The following is a 15979-nucleotide window of genomic DNA, read 5'->3' as shown; positions in this document are numbered from 1 at the left end:
ATTTTTAAAAATATGTTCTTAACTACGTAGTCTACAAATTAATCTATAAGAATTTTTGATAGCGTGTAATATTTATCCTATATTTAAACTTACCAAATGTCTTTTATGTTGTCTTAATGATTTATAAAAAAAGAATCATACTATTTTTACTACTGGCATGCTTTAAAGTCTCCGCATCAATGAGAGTGCCTTTAATATTAAATGACATTGATTGGCCTCCCTTTTTCTTAAATAACGAAGAGGAATCACTTAAAGGTGTGGCAAAAGACATTCTCGAAAAATGTGTAGACAATAAAGTATACCAACAAAAATTCATAAAACTTCCTGTTAAAAGAACCCACGTTTACATGCAATCAGGTGAAATTGACATTAGTATTTATTCTTACAATAAATTTCGCAAAGATTTTGTTATTTATAGTAAAGAGCCTATGTTTACCAGTGATTATGGTTTTGTGGTAAGTGCAGAAAGTAGCATTGAAATTAATGAACTGAATGACTTGTCTCCTTATGTTATTGGCCATCTGTCAGGTTTGTCACACACGCCTGAAATAATGCAAATAATTAAGGATAAACGTCTAAAGAAACAAGTTTTTGATGGGTATAATGTTGACGCAATGTTTAAACAATTACTCGCAGAAAAACCTAGGTTTGACATTATGATTAACTCCAAAGAAACATTTTATTGGCGTGCGAATGTACTGAATATCAAATCAAAAGTTAGAGTGTTAGATTACAATATCAAAGTGAAGAATTATTTTCTTACTGTATCAAAAGCATCAAAAAACATAGAAAATAAAGAACAGTTTTTAAATAATTTTGATGCCTGTTTGGTCAAGATCAAAGAACAGGGTCAATATAAGGAAATATTAGCTAAATATGGTCTTTAAGCTTTATAAATATCACTTTGGCATGGGAACGCTGTCACATTGTCATCGACTGTTTTTTCATAACCCACAGGATTTGAAAAATTTAGAACGGGATCCTTCTTAAATTCCCCTTAGCATTCACCTGGACTTTTTAACAAAAAATTATCTTAAACGATTCATCAATCATTATACAACCAATTTAGGTTGTGCTCTTGCTTCTTCAAAGGGCTCATTGAGTAACTGCTGGCGTAAATCAAATAACTCCTTACTAACAAAAATATGTATATGAGCAGCGGGTGGTGCTTTACCCACATACAAACTTTATCCCTCAAGCGTCTTTTTAATAAAATCAACTTGTTGATCTTCAATATATACATACTAACGGAGTTTTATCCGTTGGTAGTAAACTCTTGTTATTGTAAGACGAACTTTGATTTATCATTCTAAATTTAGGCGAATAGTTAACATTTGAAATTCGAAATCCACAGTTGCCTTGCGCTTAAACCAGCCCTAAAAACGAACTGTAAATTTTAGTTAAACTTACCCTGGATATGATCATGGTTTCTTAAAAGCTCAATGACCGTTTATGGCTAGAAGTTCCCCCAAGGCTCAACTAATACCTAATTACTGCAAAGCTGGAGAAACCGACCATTACAATAAGGGGATTTTAGTCACTTTAGATACGAAAGCGGCCTAAGGTCGAAGGTAAATACGATTTATATATACTTTGTTTTATAAGGCTTACTGTCAATGCATCCTTTTTAAATTAACTATCCCGTAAAGTACCCCCTGTGAAAGAAAAATCAAGGGGTCAGAGCACTTAGTTACTTAATTATAATTTTAATAAGATCTTTTGTGAGGATCCGTCAGAAAAAGCCACCTTTAATACGTCTTAAATATATTAAAGCATTCTGTTAGAATAGTCGGCTATTGATTAAAGGACACCGAGGCAGCATGTCAGAATTTAAAGAATTTTCACTTTTAGAGTCAATTATTGATCGCGTTACTCTTAAGGGCTATAAACAGCCTACACCGATCCAAAAAGAATGTATTCCGGCTCTTATTAATGGGAATGATCTTCTTGGTATAGCGCAAACGGGAACAGGAAAAACGGCGGCTTTTTCACTGCCTATTATCAATAATTTTGGTCGAAATAAAATAGATATCCAAGCGAAGAGCACGCGTTCGCTAATACTAACGCCAACGAGAGAGCTCGCCTCGCAAATAATGCAAAACATTGATGACTACTCTGAAGGTTTAGAACTTAAAACTAAGGTTGTTTATGGTGGTGTCGGAAGGCAAGCTCAAGTTGACTCAATCGCGCTCGGACTTGATATTTTAGTGGCAACCCCTGGACGATTATTAGATTTAATTGAAACGGGTGATATAAATTTTAAGGCGTTAGAAATATTTGTCTTAGATGAAGCAGATACTATGCTTGATATGGGGTTTTTTAAAGATGTTCAAACCATTATATCTAAACTGCCAAAGAAGCGACAAACACTATTGTTTTCAGCGACTATGCCCGCTGAAATAGAAATACTGGCAGAAGCAATATTAACAGATCCAATAAAAATTCAAGTAGCGGCTGAAACGGTCACTATCGATTTGGTTAATCAAAGCGTATACCATCTTGATAAAGCGAATAAAGTACCTTTACTCTTTAATATATTACAAAAACCTGAATTTGAAAAAGTGCTTATCTTTTGTAAAACAAAGTTTGGCGCTGACATCATTGTTAAAGCATTAGAAAAAGCATCGATAACAGCTGCTAGCCTTCACAGTAGTAAAACACAAGCCGTTAGAGAGGAAGCGCTACAAAACTTTAAAGATTCTAATCTAAGAGTATTAGTTGCCACTGATGTTGCTGCTCGCGGAATTGATGTTAATAATATTACTTTAGTTATTAACTATAACCTTCCTGAAGATCCAAGAAATTACATACATCGTATAGGGCGAACTGCCCGCGCCGGTAAAAGTGGAATGGCCATTTCATTTGCTGTAGAGAATGATATGAGGCAATTAATTAATATCGAAAATAGCATAGGACAAGTCATTCCTATTGTTACGGAGCAGCCTTTTCATAAAGAGTTTTCAAAATTGCCTAAAGAAGTCAAAAAAAAGGTAAGTAAAACAAATAAAACGAACAGAACGAATAGCACAAGAAAAAAAAGAAAATAAGGATAGCTATAAAGTAGCCAACTAGAGATTTTTAGCTCGGCTACAAATATCAACTGTCGATGCCTTAGAATGCTTTTTTTGCGGTGAAGATAAGTACACTGGGCAAAATATTATCAGCATTAACCTAGTTGCTGTGCAAATGAGCACCATACATTAAGTAATGTTTAGCGATTAATTTTAGTGCGCATGCGGTAATGGCTAACCACACCTATTGGGTGCTATTCGTTGCTCAGTAATACGCAATAAGTGATCATTAATTATTATAATGCTCAGGGGCAGATTATATGATGCTCTACTTCTCTATCTTTTTATCCATTCGAAATAGAGTAATCAAGTATTCTGTGCTCGTTGGTTACTCAATTATCTAATGAGATAATTGAGCTTGTTAATCTTCGGCATAGAGTTTTTTAAAGTTTTTTAGATTCCAGCCAATCATGACTTCATTACCAATTTTAAGGGCAGGTAAAGAGCTAGCTCCTATAGCGTCAAGTTCTTTTCTACCGCGCTGCATTTTCGCATTGGTTAATCTGTATTTTATGCCATTATTATCCAAGTATTTTTGAGCTTCACGAGAATGGGGGCATTTATCTGAAATATATAAAACAACGCGTTTCATCACTAGCCTTTGCTGAATTGTTAAAGATTCACTATTTTACTGAACTCTCAGAAAAAACAAAGATGAATTAACGGAACTTTCAATTTTATACAAAGAAAATTAAGCTACTTTGCTAAACCAAGGTAATAAAAATATATCAACTAGTTGTTTGGGCTTTGATTTAATCGTTTCTGCTTAGAGCTACCATCAGCAAAATTTTATCAATTAAACTTTTATAACTTTTGGTTTTATCCACTTTCTAAACGTGAACATCATTAATTTTTTGGACGGTTTGCAGCATTCAGAATATGTAGATCTACCTTTATCCTGACAGACAACTAAGCGACCATAGCTGTCATTCACCCTTACATAATTAATGCTACCTTTGATAGTATCAATTGATTTTAGGTGGTCAGCTCGTTAAAAATTGCCGTTGATGCTTAGGTGTTATTACTAACATTTTGTTGAAAGAGCTACCCTGCCCCTAATGACATTACCCTTAAAGGTAACAGACATTATAAAATAGCTTAAAAACGCTTTATGGTTATAGGAAGAGGAAGTTGTTTTAGTCTTTTATAAAAAATTTTCTGCTACCACTATAATATTCATGACCATGTGACCAAATATGCAATACCATAAATTCCCACTTACATATCTAATCAATCCTAATAAGCATGAAGATAAGAAGAGTAAAATAAATACCTCTGTTTGTTCATATTGAGAATGTATCAAGGTAAACGCTAAACTGGTAATGACAATAATGAACGTTGGATTTAGGGAGATTTGTTCTAACTTGTAGAAGGCGATCCCCCTAAAAATAATTTCTTCAAAAAAAGGACCTACGATTCCAACCGTTAAAATAAGTAATGTAATTTCAAGACCTGTATCTATTGATTCTAAAAAGTCGAGCATAAAGCTTGGCGTTTCAAAAATGCCCATACGAAATATAAAATATTCAAATAATGAGAAGGTTAACACGGCTAATAAGGTCATTATTAGTCGTGTTAACGTTATAGATCTTAAAGCTAATCGGTTAACTATATTTTCTTTATTTTTTGCGGAAAGATAATACTGAAGAAGGGGTAGCATTAAAAGTACCGAAACTATTGATGTTGTAAAATTAAAGCCTAGATTCGTGCTCAGCTGTTCAATAGTATGTACATCATCTAAAAATATTGAGCCAAGACCTGATATAAACACAATAAAGGTTGAAAATATCGGTAGTGCTAGAGCTAACAGTAATATCGATAACATTGACAATACCGATAACATCATCTTATTTAATGCCGCTGATGCGTTATTAACCTTTGATATACTCATAAATATATTAAAATCCAATTGAAAAAAACAAAACGATTGAGAAATTAATCTCAATGCATAATATTAAAACGTAATTGTCGAACCCTACTTACTGGTAAAATTAACCTGTATATCTATTAGGTCCAATAAAACAGGCAGTAAGATCCTGTCATTTAAGTGGAGACCTTAGAAGCTCCCACCATTATATTTGCAAAAGTCAGCGATATTATTAGGGAAGCCGATTTGTATGCTGATTTATAGTAAGAGAAAGCCTTATTTGTACTTTTAGTGAATGTTAGCATGTGAAATAACAACGGCAGTAATGAGCTAAAACCGACTAGGCAGATTCATTAAATATCTTAATTAACAAATTTGCCATAAAGTTTATTTCGAATAGGTCGTTTAACGAGATAAATAGCCTCATTAGCCCTCATTTCTTTAATTAAACTAAAAGGAATGTAATCGGGTATTAGCTCAAAATAATTATTATTATTTAAATCATCATACTTAATGCTATTTACCACTGCATTCTGCCATTGATAGAAAACCCTTCCATAAACAATAGCCACATTACTGCCGCTAACACTTACCACTTTAGCTAATCTATATTTATGCTTAGGATTCAATTTATTATTAATCAACCTCATGTCTAAAAAGTAAATATCATTGACTTGAGGAGTTAAAATAAAAACGGATGCTTGTGTTTGCTCAGCGTTATGTAAAGCATATTTTTCATAGCCAAAATAGGCAATCACCACTAGAAAAGTCAATAACACGAGTTTATTTAAGGAGATTGATAACTTTGCTTTTACATTTTTTGATTCGAAGGTATGTGGCACTTTAATAAATCCTTTTAAAGTTAACTCTATTTGATAACACTGTTTAGGTTTAAAATTGAGTAATAAATCATAAATTCAATGATATATCCAATGCTCATCTCCAATATAACACCTCATCAAAAGTTAAAGATGGTTGAATAAAATAGTAAGTTAAATACAAGGTCAGCCACTCTTTAAATGTTGAGTAACTTAGGCGTTTACACTAGATAGCATCATATAAGTAACATAGGTAAATAGACATATTGGAACAACAACATATGCAAAAGCATCAGATTTACACCAACAGCCTTGAGCTATTTTTTCTTTTCTAAATAAGGATATTGAAGAGCCATAAAGAATAATCAAACCAACGGCAACTATCGACATCCAAGAAATATCATTACCCACTAAAAGCAATAATGGCGTTATTGCCGAAAGACACCACAATGAAGCTACAAAACTAGCGCTGTTGTATATAACAATTAGATACTTCATCACATCCAAAATTTTACTAATTCGTTAAAATTGTTAGTTAAAATAATTAGCCATTGGAAACAACCAACTTTTATTTATTCTACTTTAATCGTTTAATAGCTTTTTAAAACGGTAATTCCTCTCCCTTAAAATCATAAAATTTCCCAGTGGTATCAATAGATAAATTTAGAATCACTTTCATAATTCCAAGAGCCGAATCTTTAACATTTTCTCTTGCAGAAGAACCGCCCATATCTGTTTGAACCCAACCAGGATGAACAGCCACCACAGCGACATTGTCATTAACAAGTTCATTGGATAAATTCACGGCTAGCATGTTGGCTGCTGCCTTAGACATTCGGTAACCATACCAATCTACACTTCTTTCTCGTGTTAGGGATCCCATAACAGAAGAAATTATAGCTATTTTACATAGACGATTTTTCTTCATCAAAGATAAAAAACAATGAGTTAAATACAATGGGCCAAGCGAATTCACTTTAAAACTCATTTCAGCATTTGCATAATTAATGTCATGAATACTTTTATTTTCTTGATCTAAATAACCAGCATTATTTATGATTAAATCTATTTTGATACTTTCTTCACCGAGTTTATTTGCTAACCTCTCAATATTTTCTGGACAGGTGATATCCATTAATTCAATGAGTAATTTTTCAGAGAACTTATCCTTCAATGTTATTAAGTCAACCGATGCCTTTTCATTTCTACAGGTAGCAATTACTGTCCACCCATTTATAAGATATTGTTTTGTTAATTCGAAACCAATGCCTCTATTAGCACCCGTTATTAATACAATTAAATCACTCATGTTGAACCTTTAAATATGACACCCCATTTAGAGGCAAAAATGGTTTACTAAAATGGTAGATATTTTCCAAATATGAGAGCGCAACAGAAAACTGTTTTTGGTCTCTCTTTAATGGCTTATAGTTTGATTAACAGCAAACTAAAATAACACAATTAAAAAACAAGCTAGAATAATTGCCAAATAAAAAAACTGCCTACCTGTACTCGAACGTTTTTCCGCTTGCTTTGAGTGTGTCATGTGAATATCACGAATAATTTGTCCCTTGTTTTTACCGACACAATGGGGGCAAATAGAATAAGATATTTTATATCTCAAACCACATTTATTGCACTGGGTCGTTGGCTCTCTACTGTAATCTATAATCATGGTTTTTTGTCATAAAGCACTTTATTAAGCTTGTAAAAATAGCTATTTATAATAACAGGAACAAGAGAAGCAAATGTTTTGTGGCAGTTTAAGTAACTGCATAGACGCTATTATAATTCAGGCTTAAAACCAGCTGCTTTAATTTCATTAATTAAAAATAGCCCAATATCATCGATATTATGATCAACTTTTTTATATATAAAACCGCTTAAATCAGCAGGTATATCCACATCGCCTTTATGAAGAACACATACATTTTTTATCCCAAGCTTAGCGACCAAATAACCAAACTCAAAAATGACATTAGGTTTGGCTCTAATGACTTTTTTTCTCTCAGCATCTATAACACTAGATTGATCAATCGTATACGAAACTTCATCAGGGGTAAGTAATATGAATGCATAAGATACATCACTGTTGGCCTCGAGTTTTTCAATGAGACTTTGCTCAGCATCCACTTCTCTGTGCAAAAAAATTGGCTGAATTCCGATTTGTGTAAGAAATAGCGCTAATTCAATTTTTAAAGCATTGTCATGCCCATGAACAATAAGTACTTTATTATTACTTGGTACTAGGGAGTTAGTTACATTTGTTTTTTCGGTCGAACCTTTGGGTTTATTGGTTTTTTTTGGTGGCCCTGAAACTAATAATTCATTAAATATATCGCCTTCATCTATTAACGAAATTAATGCATTTAATGTTTTAATATAATTGTCTTTTGCAAACTCAAATTTGTCTTCACTATTACCTGTTACCTTTGAATTATTTGCAGCTTTAAAATAAACAAAAGGTTCTGAATTTGGCTTAACTGTTTGTTTCAAAATATTTTCTATATCATTTACCCATGTATCCCACGTAGGTAAAGGCTCCCCTAAAGTCAGATTAAGAGGATCATGCTTTTTACTACAGTTTTTCCAATTAAACGCTTCACTCATTTCTGCTAGTTTATTGATTTTATTTTTTAACAGCTTCACTACTCGGATCCTTGCACTGCATATAACGCCCGATTAACTGGCGCATAATTGTTGACTAAAGTAAGCACCGAAGAAGCAAATAGCCAACGGTTATTTAATAGCTTATGTTTCACCATACTCTGACTTTATTAAGCCAAAACATTTAAGGTCGTGAAACTGATTCTTCCAATATCCACTTTGACGGCGAACCCCCTCTTCTTTAAAGCCTACGTTGAGTAAAAGAGACTCTGAGGCTAGATTCCCGGGAACCGTATCACCTTGAATGCGATTCAATGCTCCGCATGGTAACTCACCACAAAATGCTGATTTAACAATTCTATGCACAGCTTCTGTTGTGTAACCACTGCCCCAGAACTTAGGCAGCAAATCGTAACCTATCACAGCATTTTTCATTTTAGGACTCCAAGTATTAAACCCGCAAGTCCCTATTAATTGATGTGTTTCTTTTAAGCGTATAGCCCAACGAATACCAGAGTTTTCTGTAAAGCGAGCGTTAAAGAATTCTATTAAATTACTCGCTTGTGAACGTTCAGTAAATGCGTCCAGATCATAATATTTGACAACTGAATTGTCTGAGAACAAATCAAATAAGCTATTTGAATCTTCTGTAGTTAATTTATCTAACCTTAAACGATTAGTTTCTAATACTGGAAATAACAACCTAAATCCTCCATGAACTATAGTATTCTACTTGAGTCGCTTACTATTTTTACCACTCTCGCCATTCTTCTGTAACATCACCTTCAAATTCTACATTGGCTTTAGTTGTTACTTTTTGAATGAAATCACAAATATCTTCACGTTGGTCAGTTTCTATTAAACATTGACCACAGTCATCGTTTAATTCGTTCAAAGATAAGATTAAATATTTAATATGATTTTTAGTACTATCAACAGTTTGAATTTCTGATCCCATTGACGACATGAACTCTAAGAGTAATGTAATGCAATCAGTAACATTATCAGATGTGTAATCAGGTTGATTTTCTCCCTCAATAAAATCTAACATTCCATATTGAATACTTTTAAGTAAACTTTTCACATAAATCTCCGTAAAAAAATGCCCAATTAAGGGTAAAGTTTAGTTAACTAAAATGTGAAGCTAAACGTAAGCTAGCCAAGGGTTAAAAACCTGCTTGAATACCTTTGCTATATAACAAATGCAACAATAATTGCCGTTACAGCTAATACACTGTACTCGGGCATCCCTGTTGGTAACTTAGACATAAGTACGAAGCAAACGAAAGCTAAGGCAAATAAAATGGCACTGCCAACAAAAACCCCCATAAATGTATGCCCCATAATTAAACCAACAATAGCTAAGGGAATACTAAACAATAATGCTGAAAAATAAGGTTCCTTTTTCATCAAGTATAATTTATATGAAAGAGCTAACATCAATAGTTTAATAATCAAAAAGAGCATAGAAATACCTTGTAATATAACGCCCATTTAAGGGGGGAATAATGGTTAGTTAAAATAGCGACCAAGGAGTAAAAACCAGCGGCTTTTTGTCCTTGTTTAATTTGTTGTTGCTTGCTAATCGGCATAGGTATGCAATATTTCGTTTACAGATGGCCGTTTATCGAAGCTGAAGTTACAAAGTTGAATATACCCAATATTATGACTAGGTGAAAGCCAAAAATAACTCCCCATTGAGTCAATTGATAAACCTCTATGAGAATATACTGTCTCACCTTTAACCTTCCTAATGAACAGTCCGTTATTATATGGTACTCCTCCAATTTTAGAAACGATCTTTAAAGAAGATACTATTTGACTGATAAAATGACCTTTACTGTCGTCAGTATTCTGGAAACTGGAGAGTCCTCCAATGTTGGAAACAGGCTTCATCGGATGCAAAAATGTACTCCAAAATAATTTGTCATCAATAGGGGACATTAAATGACTTATCCATTTGGCAAAATCAGGGAGCGTTGATAAAATTCCGCCATCGCCCTGGGTAATTAGATTTGATGAATTACGTCGATATTTGTATGTAGGCGAATTTACAGCACTATACCCCGTAGCACTCCAAGGAATTTCAATAGTCTGTAAACTCACAAGTTCAGTTGAAGACATTCCAAGTGGTTTAAATAGTTGTTTTTTAGCTAAGTCACTAAAAGGTATTCCACTAGCTTTTTCAAGTATATCAGCCAAAAACAAATAACCCGTATTACTGTAACTTGAATTTTCGCCCGGTTTGAATGATGGTGCAGATAACGCCATCATAGTATCAAGAACGTGCATTAGAGTAACATCACGTGCAATCGGCTTCCCTACAACTAGATCTTCAAGTACATGGGGTATGGTAGATACCCTTTTTACAAGTTCCTCCCTAGTTTTTTCATCATTTAAATAGTCCGGCAGACCACTTTGGTGATTAATTAAATGATGTAACTTGATATTTTCAAACCAACGGGGGCCTTGGGGATAATATTTCTTCAATGAATCATTTAACGATAGTTGGCCCTTCACCTCTAATTGTAACGCTAAAACAGCAGTAAAATGTTTAGTAATAGACCCCAAGTTAAAAACGGTTTTCTTATCTATTGGAACTTGATAGCGTAAGTTTGCCTGCCCAAAATAGCGCTCATAAACTAATTCACCTTTCTTCACCACACCAACAGCACAACCAGGAGTTTGAGAGTTTAACTCACTAAAATCATCACTAACGTTAGCATCTACGGTGAATGTAATCGTGTTTAAAAGAGTAAAGATTAACAAAGGTATTTTCATTTAAAATCTATTTTTATCAATGCCAAGTTTTATATTGTAAGCTAACGCAGCCTAAAGCGGACTAAAATAGGCGACGCACAGAAGCAAGTAACCAACGGTTAAAAGTCATGCTTGAATGGCCTGTTATAAGCAAGTGCCAGCTAACTTTAACTATTTCGTTAACGTGCACTCTTTTTTTATATTGCCTTCAGGATCTATACAGGTAGCTACATCTGGCTTAGCACACGAATTATAAGTCTCGGGGGAGATATTTCTATGGGCACCTTGCACGGTTACGTTAAACAAGCCAACAAAAATATCGCTAATAAAATTAGAGCTCCAAGAGCTTTCTTTATCGTGTTCACTATAAGTAGAACCAGAAGTAAAATTGCAACCAACCTCTTCTGCACCCAGAGAAGAGCAACCAGAAATCCCCAAGACTAAAAGTAAAACTAACGTAAATTTAAATGCCATTGTTCATCCTTGTTTAATGGGGCGTTATATTTTTTGACACTGCTTAGTATCGACCTTTATTTCGGTGATCTGTTTATGATTAGTATCATAGTAATTATATGAAATGAAAATATTTAAATCTCTAAATGCTTGCATTTCTTTTGTTGAACAAACAAAGTTCGTCACCTTAGGTGTCATAGTTTCGACAAATTTTTTTAAATCTAAATTGTCTTTTTCATAATTTGGCAATTGATAGTTATATGTAAACGTTTCTTTTGCACCAATAGTAGCTATTAAAACTGTTTCTGAATCTACATTCATTGGTAGATTCTTATTTATTTCGCTAGCTGTATTCATGAGAAATTTAGTTTTATCTTCACCTGCATCACCACTAAATAAACCACTTACTGCCCAATTTCCAATTATTGCCCCACCGACTGCACCAGCAATGGTTAAAACATTCGTCCATGTAATTTTTTTCATTAATACTCCAAACTTGGTAATAATAAAACAGCTTATTAGACGAGCAAAAACCTCCTTCTCTCCAGATAATTAACCGTCTATGATTATAATGAAAACATAAAATACTCATAACCTTCAATTGCATCAAGCCTTTATTAACATTATTTTAACTAAACTTTAAATGATGACTGTTTTATCACGCGTTCTCTGTTGAAAGTGTACAAAGTTACTAGCTTAAAAATTATTTTTCTTACTTAGTCTTATTGTCGAAATATTATCAAGGCTGATGCCTGTTCATTTACATAGGGTAATTAACGATCTGTTTTCCAATTAATAAAGGCGATGTGATTTTTAGCTGTTGATGAATGCAGCAGCAAAGTTATTTGACTAAACCTATGGTACTAAGGTGCCAATTAAAAAGTTAACTGTTTGCATTAATATATAGCATAAGAATAATGCTGAAGATTTTAGAGCAACGGGTTAAATAGCCTTTTCGAGATGGCCAAACTTACTCTTTTACTATTATCTGATGCCCTTTAATAAACCGCCCTATCGCAAGTATTTGCCCAATAATGATCAACGGCGCAGGGGCTCACACGTCTAATTACTTTTTTATTGACGAAAACAGTAAGAAACTAATAACACAATTAAATAGGAAAATAATTATGCTAAAAGGTAAAACAGCTTTGATCACAGGTTCAACCAGTGGTATTGGCTTGGCGGCTGCACATGTCTTAGCTGAGCAAGGCATTAATTTGGTACTACACGGTTTAATGGCTGACGAAGAAGGCCAAGCCTTAGCAGATGAATTTGCGAAAAAATATAATATCAAAACACTTTTTGATAGTGCAAATTTAATGTTAGCCCAAGATATTTCAGTGTTTATGGCTAAGGCTATTCAAGTCATGGGCTCTATCGATATACTGGTCAATAATGCCGGCATTCAACATACCGAAAGTATTGATACTTTCCCTGAAAATAAGTGGGATGCGATAATTGCCATCAATTTGACCGCGGCATTTCACACCATTCAAAAGTCACTTCCGGGTATGAAAGCAAAGGGTTGGGGTCGCATTATTAATATCGCTTCTGTTCATGGACTCGTGGCCTCGCTAAATAAATCGGCTTATGTTGCAGCAAAGCATGGCATTGTTGGCTTAACGAAGGCCGTTGCGCTTGAGTGTGCCGAGTATGGCATTACCGTTAATTCTATTTGCCCAGGTTGGGTGGATACCCCATTAATTAATAATCAAATTAATGATATAGCACAACAGAAAAGTGTTAGCTTCGAACAAGCAAAATATGCCTTAGTAACGGCTAAGCAACCCTTACCTGAAATGATGGACCCTCGCCAAATTGGTGAATTTATTTTATTCTTATGCAGTAATAGTGCGCGTAGTATAACCGGTTCGGCACTTCCCATGGATGGTGCTTGGACCGCCCAATAAATAACAGGATAATATATGACGATAGCTAACAACGAAAAAACAGCAGGTGAAAAAATTCGCCGTCAAGTAATGGGCGATGAATTTGTTGACCGCGCACTTAATAATGCCGATGATTTTAGTCAACCTATGCAAGACTACATCAATGATCATGGCTGGGGAGCAACCTGGCAGCGAACTGAATTAGATCTTAAAACCCGTAGTTTAGTGACTATTGCTATGCTGGCAGCACTAAGAGCTCCTCAAGAACTTAAAGGGCATATTCGTGGTGCATTAAATAATGGCGCGACTAAAGAGGAAATACGAGAAGTATTACTGCACAGCGCTGTGTATTGTGGCGCGCCAGCTGCACAAGAGGCTTTTAGAGCCGCTAAAGAAGTTTTATAAATCGTCTATAAATACCGCTTTAAAGTTATAAAGGCTAGACAAAAAAATTTGCCTAGCCTGCTCACTTATTTAGTTAAAATCATCATAAAAACGCGACAAAATTCTAAAAATTTCGAATTTCTACGGTATTACTATTGAAGTTAAATTTGTTGATTTTTCCGCATTCAGCAAAATGATTACTCGATGCATAAGGTGTGTTAGCTTGGTTGATGTCACCTTCCCAACCTTGACCATTTTTAACATAGGCTTTTACTTCAAACTTGTTATTAACCGCTTTACTACAATCCATATCAACATCTAACATCCAGTAATGTTGACCCCAAATATTTAACGGCTCTTCACCATAACCATCATTAGCAACGGTACGCTTTGTTCCCCAACCTGCAGGCCAAGCATTGGTGGTCCAATCAAGCGGAGTTCCTTCAGCGGTGCTACTTTGAGCGGCCTCACTGCCATACCAATCTAAGTAGCTTTCGTTGGTTTTCCATGGTGTTGTCGTTGCGCTTTTTAAATTGTTATGGCGAATAGTCATTGCACACTCAAAATTAGTGGTTTGACAATTTCTACCAAGATTATTATTGGCGTAGTTATGATCAATGCCGCCGCGAATAAACATATCTTGACCACTTTGCGTTTGTGCTTGAATAAATATCACCGTACGTTTCAATGTTGCTGGGCCTGTCACATCACTATTAATTTTTTCGCCTTGATGAATGGCAAATGCATCCCAAACACCTACATTGGCATTAATACTTCCACCGTTGTTTACTGTAATAGTTTCACCGCTACACGATTTAGCATCAGCAGATAATTGACCTTTTAAAACGTTACAATAAGTACCTGCGCTCATTTGTGTATTTAGCGTAGACGTTAAATTAACATCTTCTTTATTAATTGCGACAAAACCCGAACTACCTCGACCAAAAGCAATTTGATTATTGCCATTATCCCACCAGTTTGTGGTGCTCCAGTTATCTGCGGTATTATTTCTAAAGTCGACACCACCAGCAATATATGACCATCGATGCTCACACTTCCAACTACTGCCAAAGCATTCTAGATCACCATTGTTATGGACCAGAACACTTGGAGCACCCGCATCAGTATCACCCTGAAAATCATAACTCGACATAACTTTTGGGTAACCATACGGATAAGCCAACATAAATACATTCGCTAAGTCGTATAAACGGCCATCTTCAAAAGTAATCACATTACCACCGCCACCATGACCACGTTGATTATCATGGTTATCGACAAAAACCACCGCGGAACTACTCGGTAAAAATCCCCAAGCTTCACCAAAACTACTCAGTGATGCTAGGCTGCCATTTTTGAAGGTGTTACCTAGCTGTGTGGTATATTTAAATTCAGTTACTAAACCTGTGCTTTGGTATTCACTGGAGGTGATGGGTTCACCGCCTTGATCAATCACTTCCTGAAACACCAAAGGTGAGCCATTAACTTTCGACAATACTCCTTGAATATCGCCTAATGACATGTGCTTAGAGGCGTCAAATCGAAAACCTGTAACACCAATATCTTGCAAGTCGTTTAAATAACCTGCGAGCGTTTCTTGTACATAAGCGGCACCAGTATTGAGGTCAGCTAAGCCCACTAGCTCACAGTTTTGTACTTGCCAACGATTGTTATAATCGGTAATGGCACAAGTATCATGAAAGTCTTGTGGCCCATAATTAGGGAAGCTTTTGTTACCATAATTACTCCCTGCAGTACCTGTACCACTGCCAGATGCCATATGATTTAAAACTGCATCAACATATATTTCTACGCCAACGGCCTTACAACGATTCACCATATCGACAAACTGGGCACGGTTACCGCTTCGACTCTCTATTTTATAGCTTACCGGTTGATATCGAGTCCACCATTGTCCCCCTTGAATATGCTCATTAGGTGGTGACACCTGAACTGCGGCATAACCTTTAGGGCCTAAATAGTCTTCACATTCTTGGGCAACATCTTGCCAGCTCCATTCAAAGAGATGAACAAAAGTAGTCGGTTGAGCCGCAGCTTGAACCTGACAAACAATGCCTAGTGCCAGACCTGTTGTTAATAACGATTTTATTACTTTAGTTTTCATTTTTA

Annotated in this window: 18 protein-coding genes; 4 read left to right on the top strand and 14 right to left on the bottom strand. The window is 35.0% G+C overall.

Features of this window, described 5'->3' with window-relative positions; all coding sequences use genetic code 11:
• Positions 1-116: 116 nt before the first annotated feature.
• Positions 117-887: an ABC transporter substrate-binding protein gene (locus H4J57_RS18255; RefSeq protein ID WP_182243827.1), complete on the top strand. Its 771-nt coding sequence runs from the start codon at positions 117-119 to the stop codon at positions 885-887.
• Positions 888-1052: 165 nt separating this feature from the next.
• Here H4J57_RS18255 and H4J57_RS20175 read toward each other — a convergent pair whose 3' ends face one another.
• Complete coding sequence (locus H4J57_RS20175) at positions 1053-1184, bottom strand: hypothetical protein (protein ID WP_259366891.1); 132 nt, start codon at positions 1182-1184, stop codon at positions 1053-1055.
• A gap of 636 nt (positions 1185-1820) precedes the next feature.
• On the opposite strand from H4J57_RS20175, the gene H4J57_RS18250 reads away from it, so the two are divergent.
• Entirely contained in the window at positions 1821-3047 is a 1227-nt protein-coding gene (locus H4J57_RS18250) for a DEAD/DEAH box helicase (protein ID WP_182243826.1), read from the top strand.
• Between the two features lie 385 nt (positions 3048-3432).
• Here the strand turns inward: H4J57_RS18250 and H4J57_RS18245 are convergent, their stop codons facing one another.
• From H4J57_RS18245 to H4J57_RS18190, 12 genes are all read right to left on the bottom strand, one after another.
• Complete coding sequence (locus H4J57_RS18245) at positions 3433-3663, bottom strand: glutaredoxin family protein (protein WP_070374193.1); 231 nt, start codon at positions 3661-3663, stop codon at positions 3433-3435.
• Positions 3664-4215: 552 nt separating this feature from the next.
• Positions 4216-4962 carry a CPBP family intramembrane glutamic endopeptidase gene (locus H4J57_RS18240; RefSeq protein ID WP_182217812.1) on the bottom strand — a complete coding sequence of 249 codons (747 nt, stop codon included), beginning with the start codon at positions 4960-4962 and terminating at the stop codon, positions 4216-4218.
• Between the two features lie 338 nt (positions 4963-5300).
• Positions 5301-5780, bottom strand: a complete 480-nt coding sequence (locus H4J57_RS18235) for a hypothetical protein (protein WP_182217811.1) — start codon at positions 5778-5780, stop codon at positions 5301-5303.
• Positions 5781-5969: 189 nt separating this feature from the next.
• Positions 5970-6254 carry a hypothetical protein gene (locus H4J57_RS18230; protein WP_182217809.1) on the bottom strand — a complete coding sequence of 95 codons (285 nt, stop codon included), beginning with the start codon at positions 6252-6254 and terminating at the stop codon, positions 5970-5972.
• A gap of 103 nt (positions 6255-6357) precedes the next feature.
• A complete protein-coding gene (locus H4J57_RS18225) occupies positions 6358-7065 on the bottom strand; it encodes an SDR family oxidoreductase (RefSeq protein ID WP_182243825.1) in 708 nt (235 codons plus the stop codon).
• Positions 7066-7541: 476 nt separating this feature from the next.
• On the bottom strand, positions 7542-8405 hold the full coding sequence (locus H4J57_RS18220; protein ID WP_182243824.1) for a TIR domain-containing protein: 864 nt from the start codon (positions 8403-8405) through the stop codon (positions 7542-7544).
• A 102-nt stretch (positions 8406-8507) separates the two neighbouring features.
• Positions 8508-9065, bottom strand: a complete 558-nt coding sequence (locus H4J57_RS18215) for a GNAT family N-acetyltransferase (RefSeq protein WP_182243823.1) — start codon at positions 9063-9065, stop codon at positions 8508-8510.
• Positions 9066-9114: 49 nt separating this feature from the next.
• Entirely contained in the window at positions 9115-9447 is a 333-nt protein-coding gene (locus tag H4J57_RS18210) for a hypothetical protein (protein ID WP_070374205.1), read from the bottom strand.
• Positions 9448-9554: 107 nt separating this feature from the next.
• The gene (locus tag H4J57_RS18205) at positions 9555-9830 is read right to left on the bottom strand and encodes a hypothetical protein (protein ID WP_070374206.1); all 276 of its coding nucleotides are present in this window, start codon (positions 9828-9830) and stop codon (positions 9555-9557) included.
• 114 nt (positions 9831-9944) lie between these two features.
• The gene (locus H4J57_RS18200; RefSeq protein ID WP_182243822.1) at positions 9945-11144 is read right to left on the bottom strand and encodes a serine hydrolase; all 1200 of its coding nucleotides are present in this window, start codon (positions 11142-11144) and stop codon (positions 9945-9947) included.
• Positions 11145-11294: 150 nt separating this feature from the next.
• Positions 11295-11597 carry a hypothetical protein gene (locus H4J57_RS18195; RefSeq protein ID WP_182243821.1) on the bottom strand — a complete coding sequence of 101 codons (303 nt, stop codon included), beginning with the start codon at positions 11595-11597 and terminating at the stop codon, positions 11295-11297.
• A 24-nt stretch (positions 11598-11621) separates the two neighbouring features.
• On the bottom strand, positions 11622-12059 hold the full coding sequence (locus tag H4J57_RS18190) for a hypothetical protein (protein WP_182243820.1): 438 nt from the start codon (positions 12057-12059) through the stop codon (positions 11622-11624).
• 644 nt (positions 12060-12703) lie between these two features.
• On the opposite strand from H4J57_RS18190, the gene H4J57_RS18185 reads away from it, so the two are divergent.
• Entirely contained in the window at positions 12704-13486 is a 783-nt protein-coding gene (locus H4J57_RS18185; protein ID WP_182243819.1) for a 3-hydroxybutyrate dehydrogenase, read from the top strand.
• Between the two features lie 15 nt (positions 13487-13501).
• The gene (locus H4J57_RS18180; RefSeq protein WP_182217796.1) at positions 13502-13870 is read left to right on the top strand and encodes a carboxymuconolactone decarboxylase family protein; all 369 of its coding nucleotides are present in this window, start codon (positions 13502-13504) and stop codon (positions 13868-13870) included.
• Positions 13871-13973: 103 nt separating this feature from the next.
• Here the strand turns inward: H4J57_RS18180 and H4J57_RS18175 are convergent, their stop codons facing one another.
• Positions 13974-15974: an alpha-amylase family protein gene (locus H4J57_RS18175; RefSeq protein WP_182243818.1), complete on the bottom strand. Its 2001-nt coding sequence runs from the start codon at positions 15972-15974 to the stop codon at positions 13974-13976.
• Positions 15975-15979 lie beyond the last annotated feature (5 nt).

This window comes from Colwellia sp. BRX8-7 (genome assembly GCF_014077275.1).
GTDB lineage: Bacteria > Pseudomonadota > Gammaproteobacteria > Enterobacterales > Alteromonadaceae > Colwellia_A.
Note: the sequence above shows the minus strand (reverse complement) of the source record. Positions and strands in the feature narration are given on the sequence as shown.

What these genes read in the sequence shown, in the direction of transcription:
- H4J57_RS18205 (WP_070374206.1), bottom strand. Translation starts at nt 9,830, where the DNA reads ATGCTCTTTTTGATTATTAAACTATTGATGTTAGCTCTTTCATATAAA.
- H4J57_RS18190 (WP_182243820.1), bottom strand. Translation starts at nt 12,059, where the DNA reads ATGAAAAAAATTACATGGACGAATGTTTTAACCATTGCTGGTGCAGTC.
- H4J57_RS18200 (WP_182243822.1), bottom strand. Translation starts at nt 11,144, where the DNA reads ATGAAAATACCTTTGTTAATCTTTACTCTTTTAAACACGATTACATTC.
- H4J57_RS18225 (WP_182243825.1), bottom strand. Translation starts at nt 7,065, where the DNA reads ATGAGTGATTTAATTGTATTAATAACGGGTGCTAATAGAGGCATTGGT.
- H4J57_RS18240 (WP_182217812.1), bottom strand. Translation starts at nt 4,962, where the DNA reads ATGAGTATATCAAAGGTTAATAACGCATCAGCGGCATTAAATAAGATG.
- H4J57_RS18255 (WP_182243827.1), top strand. Translation starts at nt 117, where the DNA reads ATGATTTATAAAAAAAGAATCATACTATTTTTACTACTGGCATGCTTT.
- H4J57_RS18180 (WP_182217796.1), top strand. Translation starts at nt 13,502, where the DNA reads ATGACGATAGCTAACAACGAAAAAACAGCAGGTGAAAAAATTCGCCGT.
- H4J57_RS18195 (WP_182243821.1), bottom strand. Translation starts at nt 11,597, where the DNA reads ATGGCATTTAAATTTACGTTAGTTTTACTTTTAGTCTTGGGGATTTCT.
- H4J57_RS18245 (WP_070374193.1), bottom strand. Translation starts at nt 3,663, where the DNA reads ATGAAACGCGTTGTTTTATATATTTCAGATAAATGCCCCCATTCTCGT.
- H4J57_RS18250 (WP_182243826.1), top strand. Translation starts at nt 1,821, where the DNA reads ATGTCAGAATTTAAAGAATTTTCACTTTTAGAGTCAATTATTGATCGC.
- H4J57_RS18175 (WP_182243818.1), bottom strand. Translation starts at nt 15,974, where the DNA reads ATGAAAACTAAAGTAATAAAATCGTTATTAACAACAGGTCTGGCACTA.
- H4J57_RS18185 (WP_182243819.1), top strand. Translation starts at nt 12,704, where the DNA reads ATGCTAAAAGGTAAAACAGCTTTGATCACAGGTTCAACCAGTGGTATT.
- H4J57_RS18230 (WP_182217809.1), bottom strand. Translation starts at nt 6,254, where the DNA reads ATGAAGTATCTAATTGTTATATACAACAGCGCTAGTTTTGTAGCTTCA.